Raw genomic sequence first — 25,048 nt, 5'->3', positions numbered from 1 at the left:
TATCGGCATATTATTTTCTTTTATTCCAGCCGACCTTTAATAAAAAAACACAGATAGTTATGAGACTAAAAGCTTTGGTGATTTTATTACTAGGTATTACAATCACAAATAATGTTTTTGCAGCTGAAAAACCAACCGCAAGCCATAAATCGGTTATCAATTATTATATGGACAGCTATATGAATTCTGACTATAAAAAGTTAAGAGCTGTTTTAAGTGAGGATGCTGTTTTTACGTCGAATAGAGATGTGAGGGTAATTAAACATAAAGCAAGTGATGTGTTAAATCAAATGAAGAAAAATGAAGGCGTAATTCAGAAAGACTGCAACATCAGCTCTTCAATTGTTTCTGAAACCGATGCCCTGGTAATTGCACGCGTAGATATTAATTACGAATTGTTTGATGGCGCACAACAAAACTTTGTGATCATCGAGAAAGATAAAGAAGGCGAATGGAAAATTACCCAGGTTTACAAAGTATTCATCACTGGCGAAAGCGAGGCTAAAAAGCTCGTTTCAAATTAACCTTAAAGCCCTTTTTCGCGTTGGCCAGCTTCCGTTAAAAAGTAAAAGGTTTATCTCCCAATGTTCGGGACTGCGCTTCAGTCGAAATGACAACTGATTTTTATAATCTGTTTAATAGGTGCAAGAAGATAAAAAGCGATTAAAATATAAAGTCCAGGCAAAACCTGGACTTTATATTTTTCTTTCTTTTCGACTTAAAAGTTAATTGGTAATTCTACCTGCGTTCTATCCCAGCCAATAACCAGATTAGCGCCTCCAGTAATCTCTGCAAAGGTTAGGGAGAAATATTCGATCGGTTTAGCCAAGGTTTTAACCGGAACATTTACACGAACAATATCCTTAGCCTGATTGTAAGTAAAAGCACCCCATTTATCGGTTTCGCTATTTACAATAATCGTCCAGGTATCTTTGTTTGGAATAGCGAATAAGCTATAGGTACCTGCTTTGATTTTTTTACCGCCAATGCTTACTTTTTTGAAGAAACGAATCTCTGTACTTTCGTTGGCACCAAAACGCCAAACATTTCCGTACTGTTCTAAAACGCCAAAAATATCACGTCCTTTTTTCTGTGGGCGCGAATAAACAATCTTTATAACCGGTTTTGTTGGATCTCCAGCCTTTGCCTTTGGAGCATTAAGGGGAAAATAAACAATATCTGCAGGACTTGGGTCTGCAACAGGAAATTTTACTTCAGCGGTAGGGGCCTGTTGAGCCTTTGCGCTAAAACAAAGAAGAGCGAAAACAACAATGAAGATATTTTTCATTTGTAGGTTTTTGTTTTCAGTAGCGATGAGCAATCATGATTTTACAGCTATCGGTAAAATCATAACGGCCTCATGTGCTGTGGAATTAAATTTTTAATCCTTAAAAGGATCTAATTTGTATAAAAGGACTAAAAACTAGTATTTTCTTCCTTTTACGATAGCGTTTAAAAATAAGCCTGCTGTTAACAAACCTAAAACACCACCTAACAAAGCGAAAATATAGTTTTGCGTAATGATTGCTCCAGTTAAAACTCCGAAGAATAAACCTAAAGCATAATATAACCAGTTGAAATTATTGCTGCTGTTCTCTTGTACACTCATGTTTTTTTGTTATTTGGAGGCAAAGTTAATATTTATTTTAAATTTTAATTTGTCATTGTAGCCAATATTCTAATTAATTATCAATTCTAGCCAATTTATAATCAGCCTTTTTCAGATAAGTAATCAATTCTGCCAGCCTGTTATAAAATTTATCAGTTCTTCTGGCATCGGTACCGATGTGCAACAACAAGATAAAACCATTTAAACCATTGGCTTTTGTTTCGTTAAAAGTAGTAATCGACCTATATATCTCATCGCTCGACCGATAACTTTTTCCCATTTCGGGGTAGGTGTAATCAGCGTTAGCGCGTGTTCCAGGAGTGAAATTAATCAATTGTAAGCCTTGCGCTTTGGTCCAGTTGGCTATGGTTTGGTTGTACCATTCGTAAGGCGGCAAAAAATAGCCCGCCGCTTCTTTGTTAATCCCAAAACCGGCCATTGCCTGATAATTGTTGCTTAAATCGGTTTCGAAATCTGTTTTTGTAACCAAGAGGCTGTCGCGTTTATTCCAATCGCAGTACAATAAATGTTTATCAGAATGTGGACCCAGGTAATGCCCGTCGTTTTTTAGTTTTTTAATCAATGACTGGAAATTAGGATTCCGATAAAAATTTCCGGTAAGAAAAAAGGATGCTTTAACTTTCTCCTGTGCCAGCACCTTGCTTATTTTTTCGCCGCCATCTGCATATTTGTCACCTGTAAAAACCAGGTAGATTTTCTTTTGGGTAGAATCGCCCCGAATGTTCGCACCCAGGCTATAAGTTTTATGGTTGGGTAAGGGTTTAGCCTGTGCTTCTTTTGCCGCTAATAAGTAAATAAGAGATGCCGTTCCGTCCATTGTAGGTTCATTGGTGCTATAATCTCCATAATCATCGTGGTAAACGGCCAGGTCACTCTGAAAGTCAGCATATTCATCAACGTCATTGAGTTTGATCCCGATTAAACCCTTATAAATATTGGTATAAACAGGTCCATCAACCAATCCGCCGTTAATGGGGTAATTCTTTAAATGGGTAAAAGCCGAGTGCGGATCGCTTGGTGTATCTCCCCATTGAGGTAAGCCATAAACCATGCTCGTTCCCCAGGGGTTACAGCCAAAAAGCCAGTCGAAATTAGCCTGATCCAGTTCCGCATAAGTTTTATCGCCGCTTAGTGCCGAGTACCAGCTACACTGCATGGCAAAGGCAACCGTTAAGTTATTGCTGCACCAAATAAAAGGAATACCACGATAAAAGGCATTGTTTTTCGCACGGCTCCAAACTTGCGATATGCCTTGTTGATAATAGTTGATGGCTGTTTTGTCTGTTGAATCTTGCTTAGCGATTTCGTAATGACCAAGGTTGATAAAAGGATAATATTGATAATGCGCTGCGGTGTCTTTTTGTAGCCAGGGCGTGATACTTTCTTGTTGGGCGTAGCTTAAGGCCTGTGCTATTTTCTTTTGATCGATCTTTTCTCTTCCGAAATTGAATGATGTTTCGGCCAGCTCCATGTCATCAACCCAGTTGTCTTCAGCATAAATGTACGGCGATTTTACAGCGGCTGTTTGCGTTACCCCGGGTTTTTGTAATGCAAATTTATAGGCTGTTTTGGCCTTTTTAACAAGTAATTCGGCGTAATTACGATCTATATCTTTAAATAAAACGGATCCTAAATTAAAAGCACTCGTAAATTTAGCTGCAGTAGAGCTGGTACCGGTGGTGTTGTTCATAAATTTGCCCCGTTGCTGTGTCTCGCCGGTAATAAAATAGAGCGGGCGCTCAAAACCCTTTCCATATTGACTGTCTTCTTTTGGAATCCGCATATTGATGTGGTCACGGTCATCGGCCAGTTGGTTGAACATGATCTTTTTTTGTGGGTGCATTTTCAACAGCCAATCCAATCCCCATTTAGCTTCGTCCAGAACATCAGCAAGGCCGTTTTTTCCATCCAAACCATTTGCCGTTTGCCTATCGCTAAATACCTGAGGGAAGTCGCGATAGGCCATTAGTAGGTGATAGGCTGCATTTGCCGAAGTAGTTGAATATTGGAGGTAATCGCTGGCGTCGTGCCAACCACCAGAAGCATCAAAATGTGTACTGTCTTTAATGCCAGCTTTGGCGCCATATAAAACAAAGCCATCGTGGGTATGGCAGCTATCCTTTAAGTACGGATTAAAACCGCTCCGTTGCTGGCGCATATATTGTAAACAGAAATCTGCTGCACCTTTGTACACATCGTTATTGATCAACAACAGGGGAGAAACAATACCATTTGCCCTGAGGTAGAAACGCCCTGTGCTTTTAAAATCACTAAAATTTAATCGGGCAGTTTGACTAAAAGGACCATAGCTGCCGAAGTTTTTAATATTGGTCGAGGTATAAACAATTTTATTGGTTTCCTTTTCTATAATTTCAAATTGGGTAGGAATTTCGCCTGTTTTGCTTGCCCATACCGCAACTTTAATGCCCCCGGTGGGGTAACCGAGCAAATTAATTCTGATCCAACTCTGTTGGATTTTTCTCTGGCTACCAATAAATGAACAAAAGAACCATAGGGCAAATGAGAAAGTTGAGGCTAAAAAGAACTTATTTTTCATTGTGACTGATGATTATTTCATTTAAAAATAGGGTTTTATCAAGATAATGTAAAAGAAGTAGGTAAACATTTGGAAATTAATCAATCGTTTGATTAATTTTGTGCCGTCAAAAAGAAATGAAAACAGAAAAAGTAGATAAAAGACAGGCCATTCTCGAGGCAGCTGAAAAGCTGTTTTGCGAGACCGGGTACGAAGGTACTTCCACCCGCCAGATTGCCAAGGAATCTGGAGCAAACATGGCGATGATAAATTATTATTTCGGTTCTAAGGAAGGGGTTTTTGTAGAGATCATGAACGAGCGCATTGCAGGTTTTGCTTCTCAGTTAAAAATCATCAATGAAGATAAGATTTCGGCATTAGAAAAATTGCACAGGGTTATAGAGGGCTATGTAAATAGAATACTGAATAACACGGCATTTCATAAAATGATGCACAGAGAGCTTTCTTTAACCCAAAGGCCAGAAATGTACGATAAGATAAAAGACGCCATGAGCCACAACATGCAGCTTATCGATCGCATTATTACAGACGGGATTGAAGATGGGACCTTTAACAAGGTAGACGTTCGGATGGTAATCGCCACCATTATGGGCACCATAACTAACATTGTTATTGCTCCCCACAAGGTGATATCGTGCTCCAACTTCGATTTGAACAATCCGAAAGATAAAAAAATGATTAAGGAGCGGACAATTGCTCACTTACAAGATCTAACAACAGTTTATTTAACAACAAAAAAATGATACCCAGATCAATAAGATTAATGCTTGCGGCATCATTAATTCCGACAGCTTTATTTGCACAGAGCCAGAAAGAATTAAATATCAACCAGGCAATAGAACTTGGCATAGCCAATAGTAAAAACTTAAAACTTTCTCAAAACAAGATCGATCAGGCTGTTGCACAGCTGGAGGTTGTAAAAGACAATGTTTTGCCTACGGCAAACGCAAGTTTTATGTACAATCACGCTGAAATACCAACCACTACTTTTACATTACCCGGTAGCGAATCGTCTTTCCACTTGCCTAAAAGAGCCGATGCTTTTGTAGGAACGGCAGCGGTACAAGAATTGGTGTACGGTGGAGGTAAATTAAGATATGCAAAAGAATCGACCAAATTATTGGCCGATGTGGCACGTTTAGATGCGGATAAAAGCAAAGAGGAAATTACTTATGCTGTTATTAATACCTATTACGCTTTATACAAAGTATTGCAGAGCAGAAAAGTGGTTGATCAGAATATAGAATCAATTGCTGCACAGATTAAACAGGCACAACGTTTCTTCGAACAAGGCATTGTAACTAAAAACGATGTGTTGCGTTTCCAATTGCAACAGGCAAATGTTACGCTAACACAAATGGATATCGAGAGCAACCGTAAAGTGATTAATTATAACCTGGATATCTTGTTGGGTTTACCAGAAGATACTGAAGTTAAAATTGTTGACCCAACGGCTGGCTTAAAAACGCCAGGCTCGTTAAATGAATACATTAATCAAGCAATGGCTAACCGCCAGGAGTTAAAACAACTTGATGTGCAGAACAAAGTTGCCGATTTTAACATTAAAACAATCAAGGCAAATACATTGCCTACCGTTGGTGTTGGTGCAAACTTATATTACATTAATCCAAGCGGCAATTTTATCCCGCCAACCAACCAGTATTTAATGCCCATTACATTAGGCGCAACGGTTTCCTGGAATTTCGGCAACCTTTGGACAAACAAGAACAAGGTAAGCGAAGCGAAGGTTCAGAAAAGTGCAATCACCATTCAGAAAGACATTTTGTCTGATCAGGTAAAAACAGATATCAACAAAAACTTTCAAGGTTACCAGGTGGCGATGAACAAAATCCAGGTATTGGAAACTTCAATTGCACAAGCAACAGAAAATGATAAGTTATTGGCATCTAAATACAAAAACAATGTGGCTTCGGTTACCGATCGTATCGATGCTGAAACCTTATTGTACCAGGCAAAAATTAACTTAGAGATAGCTAAGGCAGACGCAGGTTTGGCTTACTATACCCTATTAAAATCAACAGGAAAAATAACGCAATAAATACAGCAATGACAACTGAAAAGAAAAAAAAGAACAAAGTAGTACCCATCATTTTAGGTGTTTTACTAGTAATAGGCATAATCTTCGGGATTACAGAATGGAATTATTATAGCAAACACGTAGATACGGATGATGCTCAGATTGATGGCGATATCAGTCCTGTTGTTGCCCGTGTTGGTGGTTATGTTGCAGCGATTAATTTTGAAGAGAATACACATGTAACCGAAGGACAGGTTTTGGTGAAGCTCGATGATAAAGACTACAAAGTTAAGTTGGAGCAGGCAGAATCTGGACAGAAAGGTGCAAGTGCGGGTGTTGGTGTTGCCGAATCGCAAATTGTAGCTACCCAGGCAAATACCGGTACTGCAAAAGCAAACGTTGATGCTGCAAAATCAAATGTTGAAGCTGCAAATGTAAAATTAAATTTAGCGCAGAAAGATTACAATCGTTACGAAAACCTGGTGAAAGACGGTTCAATCACTCAACAAGCTTTCGATCAGGCTAAGGCGAGTAAGGAATCAGCAGAAGCGGCCAGACAATCTGCTCTGGCAGCATATCGTGCGGCACAAGATCAATATAATGCTGCGGTTAAACAAGTTGGTACTACACAATCGCAGTTGGCAGTGAGTAGCAATGTAATCAGCCAGCGTCAAAGTGATATCGATTTTGCAAAGCTTCAATTATCATATACTGATATTAAAGCCCCCGCAACCGGTATTGTATCTAAAAAGAATGTTCAAAAAGGACAACTGGTTCAGGCTGGTCAATCTTTATTCTCTATCGTGAATGACGGAAGCATTTATGTAACGGCAAACTTTAAAGAAACGCAGTTAGAGAAAATTAAAGAAGGTTCTAAAGTAGAAATTGAGGTTGATGCTTATCCAGACGAAAAAATTGAAGGCGAAGTATATAATTTCTCTCCGATTACTGGTGCAAAAGGGTCTTTATTACCTCCCGATAATGCGACTGGTAACTTCGTTAAAGTGGTACAGCGTGTTCCGGTAAAAATCAAAATCCATCCATCAAAAGAACTGTTGGCTAAGTTGCGCCCAGGAATGAGCGTTAAAGCATCAGTATCTACTAAATAATATTAAAATGGCCGAAGTAGGTTTAAAAAAGTGGATTATTACGTTTACGGTAATCACAGCTTCTTTGTTGGAGCTGATTGATACCACTATTGTAAATGTGGCAATCCCTCAAATACAGGGAAACCTGGGCGCTACCCTTGAGGATATCGCCTGGTTATCTACTGGTTATGCCGTTGCGAACGTGATCATCCTGCCTATGTCGGGCTGGTTGGGCAGTCGTTTCGGGCGTAAAAATTATTTCTTAACCTCAATTATTGTTTTTACACTCGTTTCATTTTTGTGTGGTAACGCAACTTCATTAAACGAGCTTATTTTGTTCAGGATTTTACAAGGTGTAGCCGGTGGCGGTTTAATTTCTACCGCTCAGGCAATCTTGATCGAAACCTGGCCAAGAGAAGATGTGGGTATTGCAACTGCATTATTTGGTTTAGGTGCCGTTGTTGGTCCAACCGTGGGTCCAACGATTGGCGGTTATATTTTGGAGATAGCAGATTGGCCTTGGATATTTTATGTAAATATTCCCGTCGGAATCCTCGCGGCCTACTGTACCATAACTTTTATCCGAGAGACACCGAAAGATGGAAAAGGAAAACCCGTTGATTGGTGGGGTATTGCATTATTGGCAATCTCAGTAGGCAGCTTACAAACCTTATTAGAAAAAGGTGAAAGCGAAGATTGGTTCTCTACACCTTACATTGTCGCCTTGGCTGTATTATCGGTTTTTGGATTGCTTCTGTTTATCTGGAGAGAAATAAGTACCGACCATCCAATTGTAAACCTTAAGATCATGAAGAAACGAAGTTTTTCTATCGGAATGTTTACGTCATTTATTTTAGGATTCGGACTTTATGGATCTGTATTTGTTTTTCCGGTTTTTGCCCAAAATCTTTTAGGGTTTACGCCGTTACAAACCGGAAAGCTATTTATTGCCGGAGGTATTTGTACCATTGCTATGATGCCGTTTATTGGTATAATGCTTAAGAAGGGCGTACCAGCTCAGTTTATGGCTACAGGTGGGATGTTTTTATTCTTCGTTTTCTGTTGGATGTTGAGTAAATCAACATTGGCATCTGGAACGGGCGATTTCTTCTGGCCTTTGGTAATCAGAGGGTTTGGAATGGCTTTGCTATTCGTTCCGTTAACAACATTGGCTATGCAGGATTTATCTGGCCCTGAAATTGGACAAGGTTCTGGATTAAACAATATGAGCAGACAATTAGGTGGTTCTTTCGGAATCGCTGCGTTAACCACCTTGATCCATATACGTTCAGGTTTTCACAGAAGCAATCTGTTGGCGAACATAAACGAATTCAACGCTGCATTTATGCAACGGGTAAATGGCTTAACCAGTAATTTTATGGCTAAAGGCGCTTCGTTTATGGATGCAAAATTAATGGCAATGAAAGCAATAGAGGGTGCGGTAACCAAACAAACTATGTTGCTTACTTATAACGATGCCTATTGGGTTGCAGGACTGATCATGTTGTTTTCTATACCTTTGTTGTATCTTCAGAAATTTAAGAAGAATGCAAACATTGTGACAGATGCGCACTAAAATTTGCAAAGAAATGCCCTAAAAATGGCAAAAAACAAAAACAGCCGGTGTATTTTATTACATCGGCTGTTTTAACCCAAAAAATTAACAATCAATGCAATGCCCTTAAACATTGCAAATGTTCTTACTTAACCACATAGTGGCCAAATAAGATTCTAAAATTAAAATTTATTCTACAATTTTCCAAATTGTAAGCCTTAGAATTTTAATACCTTACGCATTTTTTGTAGTATTACGGTATACAAAACTATTGCATAAGCTATGCCTAAACTTCGTTTAACTACGCAACGAGAATCTATTTTTAATAATGAGGTAATCTCAAAATTCGAACTATTTAACAGTTTATTTCTCACCTTGCCTTTCTACAAAATTAAAGATACCGGAACATTGCTTCCGCTGTTTTTTAAGAGCTGTGAAGAAGGCATTGCAAACGGAGAAAAACCTGCACAGATTATCGAGGAATTTTTTGCCAAGTATACCAGTTATACCGACCCTAAGGATATTGTTGACCTGCTTTTCCGTTTTATCCAGTATATCGAACGGCAGGTGGTACTTTTTGATGCCGTAGAAGATGCTTCTTTTACCAAGTTAAATACAACTGATGAACAGAGTACATTGGCATTTATCTTAAAAAAGAATGCCGATAACAAACCGATGTTATCAAAAATTGAGAAGTTGATTGATGAACTTTCGCTCCGTTTGGTTTTAACCGCGCACCCAACCCAGTTTTATCCTGGAAGTGTATTGGCCATTATTACCGATTTAACCAAGGCCATTCGTGATAACGACCTTACTTCGATGAACTCTTTATTGCAGCAATTGGGTAAAACGCCGTTTTTTAATAAAAAATCGCCAACCCCGGTTGATGAGGCCTTAAACCTGGCTTGGTTTTTAGAGAATACATTTTATTTTGCTGCGGCGAATATTCAGGAAGAGATAGACCAGAACCTTGATGAATACAACCTGGAGACCAAGAAAATTTTAGAGCTGGGTTTCTGGCCGGGGGGAGATAGAGATGGAAATCCGAACATTCATGCTGATACCACCTTGGAAGTTTCTAAAATGTTGCGCCAGATCCTTTTCCGTTGTTATTACCGCGATTTCAGGGTAATTAAACGCCGTATCACCTTTAGAGGTGTTGAAGAAAATATCGCAAAACTGCACGATGTACTGTATCTGAATGCTTTCGACCAGACCTGTGAACTTCATGATATTTCTGATGAACTAAGGGATAACCTGAATAAAATTAAAGAAACATTGTTAGCCGAACATGAAGGTTTATTTGTTGACCTGGTTAATGATCTGATCCGTAAGATAGATTTATATGGTAACTACTTTGCGTCGCTAGATATTCGTCAGGACAGCCGCGTGCTCAGAAACGTGCATACTTATTGCCGCGCAAATAAGCCGATTTCTTCGCTGTATCCTGCCGATTATGATAAACTTTCGGAAGCAGAGAAATTAGCTTTGATTTCTTTTAAAGAGGCAACAGTTGTTTACGCCAGTGAGCCTGATGCTTTGACAAAAGATACCATTGAAGTAATCAAAGAAATTAAAGGCATTCAAAGACGTAATGGCGAAAAAGCTTGTCACCGTTTTATCATCAGTAATTGCCAGCAAGCGAGCGATATTTTGCAATTGATTGAGCTTTTCCTTTGGAATGGCTGGAGTAAAGAGTCGTTGACTATTGATTTTGTGCCGCTTTTTGAAACCGTTAACGATTTAAAGGGAGCAGCTGCAATTATGGATACGCTTTATAGTAATCCATTCTATAAGGCACATTTAGCCAGCCGTGGAAATAAGCAGGATATTATGCTTGGTTATTCTGACAGCACCAAAGATGGTGGTTACTTAATGGCCAATTGGTCTATTTTTAACGGAAAAACATCATTATCTGCGGTTTCTGCAAAACACAACATTCAGCTGGCATTTTTTGATGGCCGTGGTGGTCCGCCTGCACGCGGTGGAGGTAAAACACACCGTTTTTATGCTTCTATGGGTAAGGAAATTGCGAACAAGAACATGCAGTTAACCGTTCAGGGGCAAACCATCAGTTCTCAATATGGTTCGATAGAAAGTGCTGAATTTAATATCGAGCAATTAATCAATGCAGGACTTACTTCCGGATTAAAAGAGAAACACAATATTCTGTTAGATTCTGAGAATAAAACGCTGCTTGACGAAATGGCTGAAGAAAGCTACAAGGCTTTTGTCGACTTGCGCGAGCACCCATTATTTGTGAGTTATTTAGAGAAATTATCTCCTTTAAAACTATTGTCGCAAGCTAACATTAGTAGCCGCCCGGTTAAAAGAAACGGTGGAGGCGAAATGAAACTCGAAGATTTAAGGGCAATCAGTTTTGTTACCGCCTGGAGTATGCTGAAACAGAATGTTCCGGGTTTCTATGGGATGGGAACAGCTTTAAAAAATCAGGAAAAAGCTGGGAATTGGGATAAAGTGCTTAAAGTTTATCAAGATTCTGATTATCTGAAAACGATTGTAGATAACTGTATGATGAGCATGAGTAAATCAGATTTTACCATTACAGCGCATTTGGCCGCAGATAAGGAGTTTGGTGCTTTTTGGACTCAATTACATAACGAATTCGAATTAGCTAAGGAGATGCTTTTAAAACTATCCGGACAGCCAACATTAATGGCTAATTATCCTGTAGATAAAAAATCAATCGCCACCCGCGAAAAAATCATCTTGCCATTGGTATTGATTCAGCATTTCGCTTTAGAAAAACTGCAACACGATCAGAACGAGAAAGATCAGCATGCTTTAGAAAAGTTGGCGGTAAGAACGGTATTCGGTATTGTAAATGCGGGTAGGAATTTGGCTTAATTAAGCGAAACCTTCAGGTTTTGAAATATAATCCAAGGTCTGTGTCCTCACGGACCTTTTTTACTGTTCTAATAATTTCATCATTGCGAGGAGGAGCTACGAAGCAATCTTACTGTGATGGGTTATGAAGATTGCGGTAAGATAGATTCTTCACTGGCTAGTTTTTCTGGGTTAAAATATTTTTTTCTAACAGGTTTTGTTAAATACAGAATTAGGGTAAAGAAGTAGAAAAATTCTGGGCTTGTTGAAATTTTAATAATCCTTCTGTATGGATATATATTAGAAAGATAAGATGGCCAAAAACCAAAATCCATACTTGTTGGACCGCTAGCAATCAGACCCCATGTAAATAAATTATATAATCCGAAAGCACATAGGGTAATCATAAACAACCACGATAGCCAATTGCGATGGAAAATTAAGAGAGTTATAAACAGCATTAGCGGAATATGTGAGTAATATAATGTCCATTTTAAGAGACTTTCATGTTGAAATGCATGTATAGTTTCTAAAACCGCAACAACTATAAAAACTGCCATCCAGTACCACTTGCCTATTTTGAGTAGCATGCTCATATCCAAAAGTATAATTAATTTAATCGTCTTCAAGTTTGCTTAGCAGATTCTTCACTGCGTTCAGAATGACAGATTGCTAACAAACAAAAATCCCTCGCTGATTTTCATCAGCGAGGGATTTTATATTATAAAAGTCAGATTAAGCTTTAAAACGATTATCGATCAATCGATCCCATTACCTTTTGGCCGAAAGCATTTAATGCGTCCTTTTCGGCAGCACCTTCGCTTACCATCTGGTGTACTTCTAAGGCACCACAGATATTGGTAATCATTTCACCTGCAACATCAACCTCGTGCTCACTAACCCCTCTAAACTCGCAAAAAGCCTCTAAAACCTCCAAAGTGGTCTCCAGTTGTGCTGGAGTGGTGTTTTGAAATAATTGTCTTATAACCGGAATCTTCATTACTTTATCTTGTTAAATAGTTCAATTAAACCTTCTGCTTTGTTTGTTTGCACCTGATCTACCAAGCTACCGCCTTCAAAAGCTGCGAAAGTTGGTAAATTATCAACGTTTGCAAATTTGCGCGAGTTTGGAAGTTTTTCGGCATCAACAATCAAGAAAGCTACATCTTCATTTTCTGAAGCCAATTTTTTAAACTTCGGTTTCATGATTCTGCAGTTTCCACACCATGATGCAGCATACTGAACCATAACCTTTGAGTTATCGGCCAAATATTGTTGAAGATTATCTTCTGTTAATTCTAAAAACATAACGTTTTGTTTAATTAGTTAGCGGCTAAATATTCAGCAACGCCAGTTCTGTTCGCATTCATTGCTTCTTTTCCTTCTTCCCAGTTTGCAGGACAAACTTCACCGTGTTTTTGAACGTGAGCGTAAGCATCGATTAAACGTAAATATTCTTTAACGTTTCTACCTAATGGCATATCGTTAACACTTTCGTGGAAAACTTTACCAGTTTCGTCGATTAAATAAGTAGCTCTGAAAGAAACATTTGATCCTGAGAAAGATTCGTTTCCTTCTTCGTCATAGTTAACTTCCTGATCTAAAATATCAAGGATGCCAGATAACTGTCTGTGGGTATCAGCTAAGATTGGATAAGTAACACCTTCAATACCACCGTTATCTTTTGGTGTATTTAACCAGGCGAAGTGAACTTCGTTGGTATCACAAGATGCACCGATTACAATTGTATTTCTTTTTTCAAACTCAGGTAAAGCAGCTTGGAAAGCATGTAATTCTGTAGGGCAAACGAAAGTAAAATCTTTTGGATACCAGAACAATAACACTTTGCTATTTTTATTTACAGCCTCTTCAAATACATTGATTTTCAAGTCATCACCCATGTCTGACATTGCATCAATACTAACACTTGGGAATTTTTTGCCTACTATTGCCATAATTTTTGTCTTTAATTTTATGCCACAAAGGTAAGGCTAAAACAGGTGTTAAGCAACCCAGTTTTACTAATTGTTAATTGTATTTATTGATAACGATATAGATGAAAACTATATTGTTAGGGTGAAATATAGTTGTGTGCTATTTGGGTTCTTGGCTGCCATGCTGAGGTACGAAGCATCCTTTCGTAGGTTGAAGATGCTTTGTGGCTACCCTAGGCGATTAAATGCAATGTTGTCATTGCGAGGTAGCAAGCAATCCTAATGTAAACGCGCTAGGAGCGGTCGTTGTAAGATTGCTTCCTCGGCTGAAAAAGCCTCCTCGCAATGACGAATTATTTATGGGAGGCTACTTCTTCAACGTATTTTCATACAGCTTAAATATTCTCTTATACTCATCGGTCCAACTGCTTGGCTCGATAAAACCATGGTCTTCAACAGGATAAACGGCCAGCTCCCAATTGTTTTTGCCCAACTCTATAAAACGTTGACTAATACGAATAATATCCTGAAAGTGAACATTCACATCAACCATTCCATGCGCCATTAAAAGGTTGCCCTTTAATTTATCGGCGAAATAAATCGGAGAACTTCTTTTGTAAGCAATAGGATCGTTAAATGGTTCATTTAAAATGTTCGAAGTATAGCCGTGATTATAGTGCGCCCAATCGGTAACTGAACGTAATGCTGCACCGCTGGCAAAAACATCCGATTCATTAAACATTGCCATCAAAGTAATAAAGCCGCCGTACGAGCCGCCATATAAACCGACGTGCTGAGGATTAACACCATATTTCTCTACCAAAAACTTAACGCCATCAACCTGATCGGTTAAATCTTTTCCACCCATATGGCGGTAAATGCCTGTACGGTGATCGCGACCATAACCAGAACTTCCGGTATAATCGATATCGATTACTGTGTAACCGTTATCGGCTAGTAAATTATTGAACATAAACTCACGGAAGTAGGTGCTCCAGCCGAAATGTACATTTTGAAGATAGCCTGCTCCATGAACAAAAATTACTGCAGGATGGTTAGCATGTGGATTATCAGATTTATACACCCTTGCATACACGTCTGCGCCATAACGGTTTTTAAAGCTTACCATATCCGGTTGACGCCACTTGTAAGAATTAAATTCGGCAGAGGTAGATTGGGTAATTTTTTCGGCTTTGGCACCAACCTTATTTGGCTGAAGATATAACTCTCCAGGCTTATCCATAAAGGAATAATTAATGGCTATGTATTTTTCGTCAGGAGAGAGGGTGATATCATTTAAGCCTTTCATGGTGGTAATCTGAACAAGCTCACCACCGTTTACACTGATTTTAAACAAGTTTGTAATCCCTGGGTGCTCCTTATTTGTTTTAAGATAAAATGTACTTCTATCCTTTGAGAGCTGAACAGATTGTACCTCCCATTTGCCAAATGTTAGTTGTTTTTTATCGCCTGTGGCAACATTGGCTACATAAAGGTGTGAGAATCCGGTAGCTTCGCTTTGGTAATAGAAGCGGTTATTGTCTATCCATCCGGTGCTACCTTGGTAAAAGCCACTAATACCCGGGCCACCAATCCAGGCTTCATCCCGTTGACGGTCTATTAGAGAAAACTTCCCTGTAGATGCATCTAGTTTTAAGATCCAGCGGTCTTTATTGTCGGTAGACGTAGCTACGACAATTGCTGTATTTCCGTTATCGTTCCAAAGTGGGCCGAAGAAATTTACAGGTCTGTCTGCATTTTTCTTTTTTAGTGTATCCAATTCTTTAGGATAATCTTTAAGGTAATCGGGTAGATCTTTAATGCCCGGTATGGTAGCAGTCTGAATGGCATAAACAGAATCTTTTTGAGTATCGTAGATAAAGCCCTGCGAAATATTTTCATTTTCCCCAACCTTTGTTCTGCCAGGAATATCTTCGGTATAGCCTGATGATGTGATATAATTCGGAACAACAGTGCTATGGTTATTTTGGGCTGGCGTGGTTAGCTTATAAGTAATAAAATGGCCATCAGGACTAATGGTTACACCATTTAAAAACTTATCTTCTGTATAAAGCTCTTTTAATGGTTTTGAATCTGCAGATGTTGTGCCAGAACGGCCTCTACCACCACGGGCGCCACTTCTGGTTTCTGCATTTCTTTTTTTAATGATATCAAACAATTCGGTTTGCTGTGCCTTTAACCATTTATCCTGCTCGGTAAGCGGCTTGGTTTCTGGTCGGCCTGCTTTTTTACCTTTAACGAAATTGGTGAGTTGTTTGGTTTCGGCAGATTTTAGGTCCACTTCGAAAAGATTATCGCCCAATTGATAAACGATATTTCCGTTGGTTAAAAAAACAGGGCTGTTCTCTCGCTCTTGTGTGCTGGTTAACCGCGTTTCTTTATTGTTTTTAAAATTCTGTAAATAGATATCGCCACTTTTTTCGATTAAACCGAGCGAGCGGTCAGTGTTATAGGTATAGTTTAAACTTAAAAGCTTTTCATCTTCCTTTTCTGCCGCTTTAACGGGTTTGGTAGCTGTTGCCGAAACTTTAAATAACTCTTCTTTAGCTTTATTTTCAGGGTTCCAGTTGAAGTACAGGGTTTTGCTATCCGCAGTCCAACGGAAATTAGTTGGTGCAACGCCCATCCACTTTGGATCGCGCATTATCTTTTCGACGGTTAAAGGTACTAATTGTTGCGCAAAAGCATATTCGCCTGTGCAAAGCAAAAGGAAAAGTAAATATTTCTTCATGAATTTTAGGTTTGGCTGCAATTTAGGGAATGGACTTGCTAATTTTAACAGGAAATGGAAATGTTACAAGTGCCGTTTTTAATTAACCACAGATAAAAAGGATGAACACAGATGAAATTTTAAATTAGATATCAGATCTGTGGTTTAGTCCTAGCGGATTACTCCTCCGGTTTTATCTACATTCACATCATCGAAAGGCTTTAGGTACTCGTTGATGATTACTGCAAATTCTCGTCTGGTTAATACTTTTTTAAGCTCGTATTTAGAAGTAAACTTGTAGTTTTTGTTCCACTTTTTTTGCAGTTCGGTTTTGATTGCCTCAACCGATTTATTGCCCACATAACAAACCATCGCAATGGTATTTTCTAAATTGATGGGAATATGCTGATGATCATCGAACCAGATCTGGGCTTTGTAATAATAATCTTTGATCGGTTGCTTAATTTCATCGTAGGTAACATCTTTTTCGGGATTGAAATATGCTTTATCCTGTTTTATTTCCGCTTTGATAATTCCCGTTATACCCACTTTTTGGATGGCCAGCCAGTTAGAATCAATTGATTTTACATCCTCAAAAGGCATTAACGTATGTTTATAGGCTAATAACTCACCCTGGATCCTTTTTAAATTTGATAAACTGGTTTTGGTGTCGAAAAATGCAGCATAGGCTGCGATTGCACCAGCAGCAGGGCCAATTTCGAACTGATCGGCAGAAATATATAAAAGGTTTTCTTGGTTTGGGATGAGCAAGCTGTATAATGATAAAAAACTGGCCCCTTTGGACGAAACACTTGCTACTGTTGTTCTATATAAATTCTTACTATAATTTAATTGATTTGAAGTTGCAGGATTTAAGCCCGTAATTTTTAATGCAGTCATTAATTTTTCTGGATTATCGGCCATGACCAGAACTTTTGCTTTAATGCTTTTGTCTTTCGTGAGTTTCACTTCCCAACCACTGCCTAATCGTTTGATTTCGATGTAAGGAATACCATTGATTACATTGAAAAGCTGAGTGCTATCAACTGTCACTTTTAGTGGTTTCTTTTTGTCTGGCTTTGGTTTAGGTGCATCTAAGTTTTTAGCGTTTTCAATCTCCCTTTTTAAAAAGCTTTGATAAAAAAGAGTTATTTCTTTGGGCTTGCTTTCAGAAATTTTCTTAAGATCAAGCTGTTCCTTTTGCGTAAGCAGAATTGTTTTAACACCTGATTTGAATGATTGAAAAGATGCTGAATAAGCGGCATCGCCACTACCAATAACCAATACATCTGTTTTTAAGGTTTGGGCATGTATAACCATCGGAATTATGAATGCGAAAACAAAAAACAATCTTTTCATCTTGAATATTAAAATTTGCTGCAATATGCTTTAAATGAATGAATTTTTAATGAAATGGGTGCATTTTAACTAAAATTAACGCACAACGCTAGCCAGCTCAAATAATCACTTAATTTTCATATAACCTTACGAACCTTATATTTTCTTAAATTGCTTAAACAATAAAAATTATGAGGCTTTGGTAATTATGGAAGAACAGATAAAATCAGTTTTCGCTTTACAGCAGCAACATAAATTCGGGTTGCGCAAAACGGATGCTAAAACGCGCATTGGAAAACTAAGGCAGCTTAAACAGGCGTTAGAAAATGCCGAGGAAGAAATATTTGTCGCATTGAAGAGTGACTTGCGCAAAAACCGTTTCGAAACCGCAGTAACTGAACTGTTTTTTACTTATGCCGAAATAGATCACGCCATAAAAAAGCTGCGTAGCTGGATGAAACCAAAATCGGCAGGCAGGACCATGAGCAATCTTTTTGCCGGCAATAAAATTTATTATGAACCAAAAGGTGTTTGCCTGATTATTGCACCATGGAACTATCCGTTACAATTGATTATGAGTCCGTTGATTTCTGCCATAGCAGCAGGAAATTGCGTCATCCTAAAGCCGTCTGAATTGAGTGCTGCGACGGCGGGTATAATGAACAAACTGATCTCCAATACGTTTGATCCAAAAGAAATTGCCTGTTTTGAAGGTGATGCCGAAGTTTCGACAGTGCTGTTAAAACTTCCGTTTGACCATATATTTTTTACCGGAAGCACTGCAATTGGTAAAGTGGTGATGGAAGCTGCGGCAAAAAACCTGAGCTCGGTTACCTTAGAGCTTGGTGGTAAATCACCAGCTATTGTAGATGAACCCTGTGACCTAAAAAGAGCCGCAGAAAAAATCGCCTGGGGCAAATTGGTTAATGCCGGACAAACCTGTATTGCCCCGGATTATGTATTAATTAAAGAAAATAAGCTGGCCGATTTTGAAATGCACTACAAGTCTGCGGTTCAAAAAATGTTCTTTAGCGAAGCGGAAATTAACAAAAAAGATTATGCTAAAATCATCAACACAAAACAGTATCTGCGCTTAAATAAATTGATTGAAGAAGCCCTTCATGATGGTGCTGTGCTAGCCTTAGGTGGAAAATCGGATGAGCAAGATTTAACCATTACACCAACGCTTTTAACTTCGGTAGCCGAGGGCAGCAGGATTATGCAGGAAGAAATTTTTGGACCAATTTTGCCTGTAATTACTTACAACAATCTACAGGAGGCAATTGATTTTGTAAACAGGAAAGAAAAGCCTTTGGCGCTTTATATCTTCTCAGACAATAAACAGAACCAAAATAAAATTATTACTGAAACAAGTGCAGGCGGAACCTGCGTAAATGATGTATTGGTCCATATCGGTAATCCTAATTTGCCTTTTGGCGGGGTAAGCAATAGCGGCATAGGCAGTTGTCATGGTATTTTTGGTTTTAAAACCTTTTCGCACGAAAGGGCAGTCGTTTTCCAGTCGAAGTTGGGGTTAACCAAAATGATTTATCCGCCTTACGAAAAAAAAATAGGCTTGTTAAAATGGCTGAAGAAATTGATGTAGATTTAGTATCCAGCAGATGTGAGGAGATATACGCGATTTGTGTTTACAGTATGCGACCACCTCTGCGTACGCTGCCTTCCTCTCTGTGATCTTTGCGGTTAATAACCCAATAATTCTCCTTATTTTGGGTTCATGGATTTAGAACAGCTTAAATACCCGATCGGTCAATTTTTGATGCCCGAAATTTTCGATCAAAAACAAATCGACGTATGGATTTCCGAAATAGAGGCTTTGCCTAATCAGCTTAGGAAAGCTACCGAAAATTTGACCGAAAAAGAATTAAACCAAACTTATCGCCCGGAAGGATGGACGTTGAGGCAAGTTGTTCACCATATTCCCGATAGCCATATCAATGCTTATATCCGTTTTAAACAAGCCATTACCGAAGATGTTCCCGTAATCAGGCCTTATTACGAAGAACGCTGGGCCGAAACCGGGGAAGCAAAAAATGGTGATATCAAATTATCTGTTGATTTATTGGCTGCTTTGCACCAACGTTGGGTTTCTTTTTTAAAAACATTGAAACAAGAAGATTATCAGCGAAAGTACATTCACCCAGCTCAGGGAAAAGAACTTACATTAGCAAACATGTTGGGCATGTACGCCTGGCACGGAAAACATCATTTGGCACACATTACAAATACAATAGCAAAATGAAAAGAACTCGTTTAATTTTTATGGCCTTAATCCTTATTGGGTTTTGCACTGATGTTAACGCACAAAAAAAACCTTCAAAAACCTTTGCTTTTATTTTAGGCTCTTGGTAAATGCAAACCGCCAAGGGTAAAATAGTAGAACAGTGGGTGCAAAATCCAGATAAAACATTCAGCGGCAAAAGCTATCGAATAAATGCCAAAGGTGATAGTGCGCTTACCGAAACCCTTAAGATCAAAAAGATTGGAAAAGATACTTTTTATTGTTCAACTGTAACAGGACAGAACGAAGGAAAAGAGACTTGTTTCAAACTTATTGCCACAAAAGATGAGACCTATGTTTTCGAAGACAAAACACACGATTTTCCGCAGCGGATAGTTTATCAAAATCAAGGTAAAGCCGAAATGCTCGCCTGGATTGAAGGCGAGCTTAATGGTAAAAGCCGAAAATCGGAGTTTAGGTATAAGCGGCAATAGGCTTACATCAAAACCAGCATCGCTGCACTCATCGCAATCATAATGGCATCTTCAACAATGGTTACGGTACTCATGGGTAGGTTAAAAACTGCACCTAAACAGGCACACTGAATCTTTTTCTTGTTTAAAACACTTTCCAAAACACCAAGGATGCTTACCGTCATTACAATTAGCGTAACCCAGTTTACGATAACAGGAGATAAGTTTAAAGCAAAAGATAAGCCTAATCCAAGTTCGATAAAAGCATAGATGTAACCCCACGCACCAAATTTTTTGGCTACGATATCGTACATGGCATAACTTTCGGCAAAAGCTTTCAGATTAAGCATTTTAAAGAAAGAGAAGGTGAGGAAGAAACCCGCCATAAAAACGCGCATGAACACCATGAAATTAATTCCGCCTGATTGCCACGAAACCACAAGCGATATGGCAGTAACATAACCGAATATCAATAAAATGGGTTTATAAGTTTCGGCCCACGATTTTGCTTCTTCAAGTGTTTCGCTATGGTGGGTGGCAGAAATTTGATATTTGCTTTCTGATCCGCCCAAAGCTTGTTGGAGTGTATCTAAGCCAATATGTTTATCCATGCTAATGGTAGCAGAATTGGTATCTTTCGAAACCTCAACAGAAGTTACATCTGGTAAAACGAGCAGGTTACTTTTTACTTTATTTTCGCAACCGCCGCAAGTCATGCCGGTAAGTTGATAGGTATGTGTCATGATTAAAATCTTTATACAAATTTACCGCTTCATAGGGCCATAAGCGTTACAGAATAATCATAAAGTTTTATAGAATTTTAGGCTGCTCTTATTCTGAACGCAGGAAAGAATCTCTATCTGCTGCGGGCGGTTCTCTGTGATTGTGCGATAATTCCCTCACCGTTTAAATAGTTATCATTAAGAAATTAAGGTCATTAAGGTTTGATCAACAGTTTATAAACAAAGCAAACAAGCCACTAGACAAGTTGTTTCCCTAAACCCTAAACCCTAAACCCCTTCTTATCCCACCAAAACCGAAGTCATGGTTAACGAACCGCCAACAGCTTTGTCATTAAAGAAAGAAACTTCTTCCTTGTCGTTTTTCATTCCGAGGGTATAAATCAGGGGTAAATAGTGCTCTGGTGTAGGGATGGCCAACATCGCATCGGTACCCAGGTTACGATAGTTGATCAAAGGTTTATGGTCGCCGTTGGCAATTAAATTTTTAAATTTATCGTTCATTTCAATTGCCCAATCATAACCACCACCATTAATCATTTCCCAGCTTAACATGCGGAGGTTGTGTACCATGTTTCCGCTGCCCAAAATCAATATCCCTTTTTTACGGAGCGCATAAATTTCTTTGGCGATTTCGTAATGCTGTTCAGGCGATTTGGTATAATCGATACTTAATTGCAAAACTGGAATATCGGCATTTGGGTACATGTGTTTTACCACTGTCCAGGTACCATGATCTAAACCCCAATCGTGATCCAAACCAACGGGAGTGGAGTGAATTAAATTCGGAATTTCTGCAGCCAGTTTTGGATCGCCGGGTGCCGGATATTGTACATCGAATAATGCCTGTGGAAAACCGCCAAAATCGTGAATGGTGCTCGGGAAATCCATAGCCGTAACGAAGGTTCCGTGTGTGTACCAGTGTGCCGATACCACCAACACGGCTTTTGGAATGGGAATGTTTTTTGCCAGCTCTGCCCAACTCTGGCTAAACTCATTATTTTCGATACCGTTCATTGGGGAGCCGTGACCAATGAAAAGTGCAGGCATCAGCTCGGTTTGAGGTAAGCGCTGAGTAAAACTTCTGAATTGAGATAGTGTAGACATGATTACTGGGTTTGCCTGATAGAAATTTAAATAATCGTCCTCCTGAACCTGTTTCAGGATCTGATGAGAAAGATTCCGGGTCAAGCCCGGAATGACGATCTCCTTAATTATTTTGCCTGAACAAATTCAAGGTTTAATTTAATGGCTACATCTTTTGCAACGCCGGCACCAGTTGGATCATATTTAATGTTATAATCTAAACGGTTAATGGTCGTTGTAGCACCAAATCCGGCTTTAGTGTTTCCTTGTTGATCTTTAGCCGTACCACCATAAACTACAGCAAATTTTACATCTTTGGTTACATCACGGATGGTTAACTTTCCACTTAACTCATAGTTGTTTCCACTTAATTTTTTGAAAGAAGTGCTTTCGAACTTCATCGTAGGGTAAGTCGCCACATTAAAAAAATCGTCAGTTTTTAAGTGTCCGTCTCTCATATCAACACCTGTAGTAATGCTGTTTACATCAACGCTAAAGCTGATTTTAGCATCCGTCAAATCTGGTTTAGAAGCCGTAACCGTTCCGTCGAATTTTTTAAAAGAACCGTCAACGAAAGAAATACCCATGTGTCTAACCGAAAAGTTAACAAACGAGTGCATCGGATCTATTTTCCAGCTTGTTTGTGCAAATGATGCTACACTGATTGAGGTAGCGATCAGAAATAAGAATAACTTTTTCATAAGTTTATAATTTAGTTTTAACTGTGATGAAGCTATCAGGTTTTTCACCAATGTGGTTTGAAAAATCATGATGGTTTCATACTAGTAAATTTATTTAGATACAAATGTAGTTGAGTATCAGCCAATCAGTCTTGACGTATGATAAGAAATTTGGGGTGAGTATATGGCGTCTTATAGACTATCGACCATGAGCGATCAACTATTTCACTTCGTCCAGTGTTTTTCTGCTATCCATTGATGCTGCTTTGTAAGCTGAGGGTGTGATTCCGGTTACTTTTTTAAACTGTGCCGATAAATGTGCAACACTACTGTAGTTAAGTTGATAGGCAATTTCGCTCAAGGTAAGTTCGCCATAAGTAAGCATCTCTTTTGCTTTTTCTATTTTTTGAGCAATGAAATACTTCTCGATGGTTTGGTCTTCCACGTCTGAAAAAATGCTGCTTAAGCTCGTGTATTCCAATTTTAACTGCTCGCTGAGATGGGCAGAAAGATTGATTTTTAATGGCTCTTGGGTATAGTGTACCAGATTAATAATGGCGGTTTTAATCTGCTCTGCAATCTGGGTTTTCCTATCCTCAAGTAATTCGAACCCAAAATGAGTCAAATTATCCGATATCTTGATTTTATCCTCTGGAGAAATGTTTTCAGCCAAGGTAACCTCGCCAAGTTCAACCAATAATGGTTTAAAGCCGAGCTTTTCCAGCTCAGCTTTAACCACCATTTTACAACGGTTGCATACCATGTTTTTGATATGCAGCTTCATTAGTTCGATTTTATGGTTTCAGAAACGTCACCGCAATCAAACATCATACTTCCATAATATGGATTTTCGATGTTCTCTTTTTCGTTTAACCAGCTTGCCTTTGCCATTGGGCAATGTTGAATGTAAACGGTCTTGCTATTAAACTTTAAACCCTTTAAGGTTTTGATCATCGCATAAGAAATTCCTTCAAAGGCTTTTCTTTGTGTTTTAATGTCATTAGAACCTGCAAGTTGAGCGGCTTTACTTTTGATGATGGCCGCTTGTTCCATAAATGTTTTATGCTGATCTGCAGGTAGATCTTTATGGTTCACCGCATTTACTTTTGCCGATAAAACCTTTACTTTTTCGATGGCTAAGTCTTTTTTGTCGGTTGCTAAAGCATTTTTCACATCGTAATAAGCTGTTAGCACCTGATTTAAAGCTAGATCTGTTTTGCTTTGTGCGTAAGTGAAAGCTGTTGTTGCGATTGTCATGATGGCAACTATTCCTAATATTTTTTTCATCTGTTATTTTATTTTAAAACGTTAAAGAAATTAAATTCTGCCCTAAGCAGGTACATATTTTTGGTATATCGGTTATCCATATTTCCAGTCGCCTGAAAACGGTAGCCCAAATCGATACGGGTTGTGCTATTTAAAATCACCTGTATGGCTGGGGCTATATCCAAGTAAGACTGGCCGCTACTTGGATCTGTTTTTCCCAATAACTCTAAATATACATTAAAGTTTGGCTGCTTGTAATCCTTGTAAACCACTGGCAAAACCAGATAACCCGATGATAAACTGTAAGAAAGCATTTTGTCAGGCTGAGGTGTATTTAATCTCAAAACCTTATCAGTAATGATGGCATCAGCGTAACCCAATGTGGCCGAAAGCGCTAGTTTGTGCAAAAGCTGCGTGAAAATTAAGCCTGTTTGCCATCCGCTGTTATCCCCCTCTAAGTTAATATCTCTCGTAAAATTAGGGCGATTACTTGAACTTATTCTCCCAAAAGCTGCAGCCCTGAAGTGGCTATGTGCTTCATCCAGTGATAAAAACCGATACTTGGCGTAAAGACTCCCACCTTCTAAACGGTATTTTCCGTCCATATCAGATAAAAAACCTTGTGCATGCATCATCAGGTTTTTATTAAAGCCAATCATTACTTCCGGAATGGTCCTGCTAACAAAATCTGGATTGTTAAACATGCCTTCATTCGTAATTCTTACACCTATTGATTTGGTAGGCATATTACTGGCAGGCTCGGTAAATACATAGAGTTCTTGTGCAAAACCATTTGTATAGGCGCCAATAATCATCAGCGCCAATACGAGTATCCTTTTCATT

At 38.8% G+C, this 25,048-nt stretch carries 24 protein-coding genes; 9 read left to right on the top strand and 15 right to left on the bottom strand.

The genetic code is table 11. From position 1 onward, the window contains the following. Nucleotides 1-59 precede the first annotated feature (59 nt). Nucleotides 60-524, top strand: a complete 465-nt coding sequence (locus LQ227_RS09305; protein WP_230149128.1) for a nuclear transport factor 2 family protein — start codon at nt 60-62, stop codon at nt 522-524. A 194-nt stretch (nt 525-718) separates the two neighbouring features. On the opposite strand, the gene LQ227_RS09300 is transcribed toward LQ227_RS09305, so the two are convergent. The 3 genes from LQ227_RS09300 to LQ227_RS09290 all read right to left on the bottom strand — a co-directional run bounded on the left by LQ227_RS09300 (nt 719) and on the right by LQ227_RS09290 (nt 4,187). Next, the gene (locus LQ227_RS09300) at nt 719-1,288 is read right to left on the bottom strand and encodes a DUF2911 domain-containing protein (protein ID WP_230142925.1); all 570 of its coding nucleotides are present in this window, start codon (nt 1,286-1,288) and stop codon (nt 719-721) included. 135 nt (nt 1,289-1,423) lie between these two features. Continuing rightward, nucleotides 1,424-1,609 (bottom strand): hypothetical protein, encoded by a 186-nt coding sequence (locus tag LQ227_RS09295; RefSeq protein ID WP_025141696.1) that lies wholly within the window; start codon nt 1,607-1,609, stop codon nt 1,424-1,426. A 73-nt stretch (nt 1,610-1,682) separates the two neighbouring features. Next, a complete protein-coding gene (locus tag LQ227_RS09290; protein ID WP_230149126.1) occupies nt 1,683-4,187 on the bottom strand; it encodes a glycoside hydrolase family 9 protein in 2,505 nt (834 codons plus the stop codon). 116 nt (nt 4,188-4,303) lie between these two features. Between LQ227_RS09290 and LQ227_RS09285 the strand changes: the two genes are divergently transcribed. From LQ227_RS09285 to LQ227_RS09265, 5 genes are all read left to right on the top strand, one after another. Next, nucleotides 4,304-4,930 carry a TetR/AcrR family transcriptional regulator gene (locus tag LQ227_RS09285; RefSeq protein WP_230142921.1) on the top strand — a complete coding sequence of 209 codons (627 nt, stop codon included), beginning with the start codon at nt 4,304-4,306 and terminating at the stop codon, nt 4,928-4,930. Next, nucleotides 4,927-6,246 (top strand): TolC family protein, encoded by a 1,320-nt coding sequence (locus tag LQ227_RS09280; protein ID WP_230142918.1) that lies wholly within the window; start codon nt 4,927-4,929, stop codon nt 6,244-6,246. The genes LQ227_RS09285 and LQ227_RS09280 overlap by 4 nt, the downstream gene beginning before the upstream one ends. A gap of 8 nt (nt 6,247-6,254) precedes the next feature. Next, on the top strand, nt 6,255-7,334 hold the full coding sequence (locus tag LQ227_RS09275) for an HlyD family secretion protein (RefSeq protein WP_230142916.1): 1,080 nt from the start codon (nt 6,255-6,257) through the stop codon (nt 7,332-7,334). A 7-nt stretch (nt 7,335-7,341) separates the two neighbouring features. Further along, complete coding sequence (locus LQ227_RS09270; RefSeq protein WP_230142915.1) at nt 7,342-8,889, top strand: DHA2 family efflux MFS transporter permease subunit; 1,548 nt, start codon at nt 7,342-7,344, stop codon at nt 8,887-8,889. A 261-nt stretch (nt 8,890-9,150) separates the two neighbouring features. Then, nucleotides 9,151-11,736 carry a phosphoenolpyruvate carboxylase gene (locus LQ227_RS09265; protein ID WP_230149124.1) on the top strand — a complete coding sequence of 862 codons (2,586 nt, stop codon included), beginning with the start codon at nt 9,151-9,153 and terminating at the stop codon, nt 11,734-11,736. 122 nt (nt 11,737-11,858) lie between these two features. On the opposite strand, the gene LQ227_RS09260 is transcribed toward LQ227_RS09265, so the two are convergent. From LQ227_RS09260 to LQ227_RS09235, 6 genes are all read right to left on the bottom strand, one after another. After that, nucleotides 11,859-12,311 (bottom strand): hypothetical protein, encoded by a 453-nt coding sequence (locus LQ227_RS09260; protein ID WP_230149122.1) that lies wholly within the window; start codon nt 12,309-12,311, stop codon nt 11,859-11,861. Nucleotides 12,312-12,466: 155 nt separating this feature from the next. Further along, complete coding sequence (locus LQ227_RS09255) at nt 12,467-12,715, bottom strand: hypothetical protein (protein ID WP_010599336.1); 249 nt, start codon at nt 12,713-12,715, stop codon at nt 12,467-12,469. Then, nucleotides 12,715-13,023, bottom strand: a complete 309-nt coding sequence (locus LQ227_RS09250) for a co-chaperone YbbN (protein ID WP_025141703.1) — start codon at nt 13,021-13,023, stop codon at nt 12,715-12,717. The genes LQ227_RS09255 and LQ227_RS09250 overlap by 1 nt, the downstream gene beginning before the upstream one ends. A gap of 14 nt (nt 13,024-13,037) precedes the next feature. Next, entirely contained in the window at nt 13,038-13,670 is a 633-nt protein-coding gene (locus LQ227_RS09245; RefSeq protein WP_025141704.1) for a peroxiredoxin, read from the bottom strand. A gap of 346 nt (nt 13,671-14,016) precedes the next feature. Then, nucleotides 14,017-16,401 carry a prolyl oligopeptidase family serine peptidase gene (locus LQ227_RS09240; protein ID WP_230149120.1) on the bottom strand — a complete coding sequence of 795 codons (2,385 nt, stop codon included), beginning with the start codon at nt 16,399-16,401 and terminating at the stop codon, nt 14,017-14,019. 150 nt (nt 16,402-16,551) lie between these two features. Further along, on the bottom strand, nt 16,552-17,739 hold the full coding sequence (locus tag LQ227_RS09235; RefSeq protein ID WP_230149118.1) for a hypothetical protein: 1,188 nt from the start codon (nt 17,737-17,739) through the stop codon (nt 16,552-16,554). 187 nt (nt 17,740-17,926) lie between these two features. Between LQ227_RS09235 and LQ227_RS09230 the strand changes: the two genes are divergently transcribed. The 3 genes from LQ227_RS09230 (at nt 17,927) to LQ227_RS09220 (ending at nt 20,454) form a co-directional block, all read left to right on the top strand. Further along, nucleotides 17,927-19,324: an aldehyde dehydrogenase family protein gene (locus LQ227_RS09230; RefSeq protein ID WP_230149116.1), complete on the top strand. Its 1,398-nt coding sequence runs from the start codon at nt 17,927-17,929 to the stop codon at nt 19,322-19,324. 132 nt (nt 19,325-19,456) lie between these two features. Further along, nucleotides 19,457-19,981, top strand: coding sequence for a YfiT family bacillithiol transferase (locus tag LQ227_RS09225; RefSeq protein WP_230149114.1), 525 nt, complete (start codon nt 19,457-19,459; stop codon nt 19,979-19,981). Nucleotides 19,982-20,091: 110 nt separating this feature from the next. After that, complete coding sequence (locus tag LQ227_RS09220; RefSeq protein WP_230149112.1) at nt 20,092-20,454, top strand: DUF6265 family protein; 363 nt, start codon at nt 20,092-20,094, stop codon at nt 20,452-20,454. Between the two features lie 2 nt (nt 20,455-20,456). Here LQ227_RS09220 and LQ227_RS09215 read toward each other — a convergent pair whose 3' ends face one another. The 6 genes from LQ227_RS09215 to LQ227_RS09190 all read right to left on the bottom strand — a co-directional run bounded on the left by LQ227_RS09215 (nt 20,457) and on the right by LQ227_RS09190 (nt 25,047). Beyond that, on the bottom strand, nt 20,457-21,176 hold the full coding sequence (locus LQ227_RS09215) for a heavy-metal-associated domain-containing protein (protein ID WP_230149110.1): 720 nt from the start codon (nt 21,174-21,176) through the stop codon (nt 20,457-20,459). A gap of 279 nt (nt 21,177-21,455) precedes the next feature. Beyond that, the gene (gene ygiD, locus LQ227_RS09210; protein WP_230149108.1) at nt 21,456-22,280 is read right to left on the bottom strand and encodes a 4,5-DOPA dioxygenase extradiol; all 825 of its coding nucleotides are present in this window, start codon (nt 22,278-22,280) and stop codon (nt 21,456-21,458) included. 107 nt (nt 22,281-22,387) lie between these two features. Next, nucleotides 22,388-22,960: a YceI family protein gene (locus LQ227_RS09205; protein WP_230149106.1), complete on the bottom strand. Its 573-nt coding sequence runs from the start codon at nt 22,958-22,960 to the stop codon at nt 22,388-22,390. 199 nt (nt 22,961-23,159) lie between these two features. Further along, nucleotides 23,160-23,723, bottom strand: a complete 564-nt coding sequence (locus LQ227_RS09200; protein WP_230149105.1) for an AraC family transcriptional regulator — start codon at nt 23,721-23,723, stop codon at nt 23,160-23,162. Then, complete coding sequence (locus LQ227_RS09195) at nt 23,723-24,226, bottom strand: DUF3347 domain-containing protein (RefSeq protein ID WP_230142895.1); 504 nt, start codon at nt 24,224-24,226, stop codon at nt 23,723-23,725. Before LQ227_RS09195 ends, LQ227_RS09200 begins: the two co-directional genes overlap by 1 nt. 8 nt (nt 24,227-24,234) lie before the next feature. Beyond that, nucleotides 24,235-25,047: a hypothetical protein gene (locus tag LQ227_RS09190; protein ID WP_230149103.1), complete on the bottom strand. Its 813-nt coding sequence runs from the start codon at nt 25,045-25,047 to the stop codon at nt 24,235-24,237. Nucleotide 25,048: the final 1 nt, after the last annotated feature.

Source organism: Pedobacter sp. Bi27 (assembly GCF_918698255.1).
Classification (GTDB): domain Bacteria; phylum Bacteroidota; class Bacteroidia; order Sphingobacteriales; family Sphingobacteriaceae; genus Pedobacter.
The sequence above is the reverse complement of the archived record's forward strand: the minus strand, read 5'-3'. Positions and strand labels throughout refer to the sequence as shown.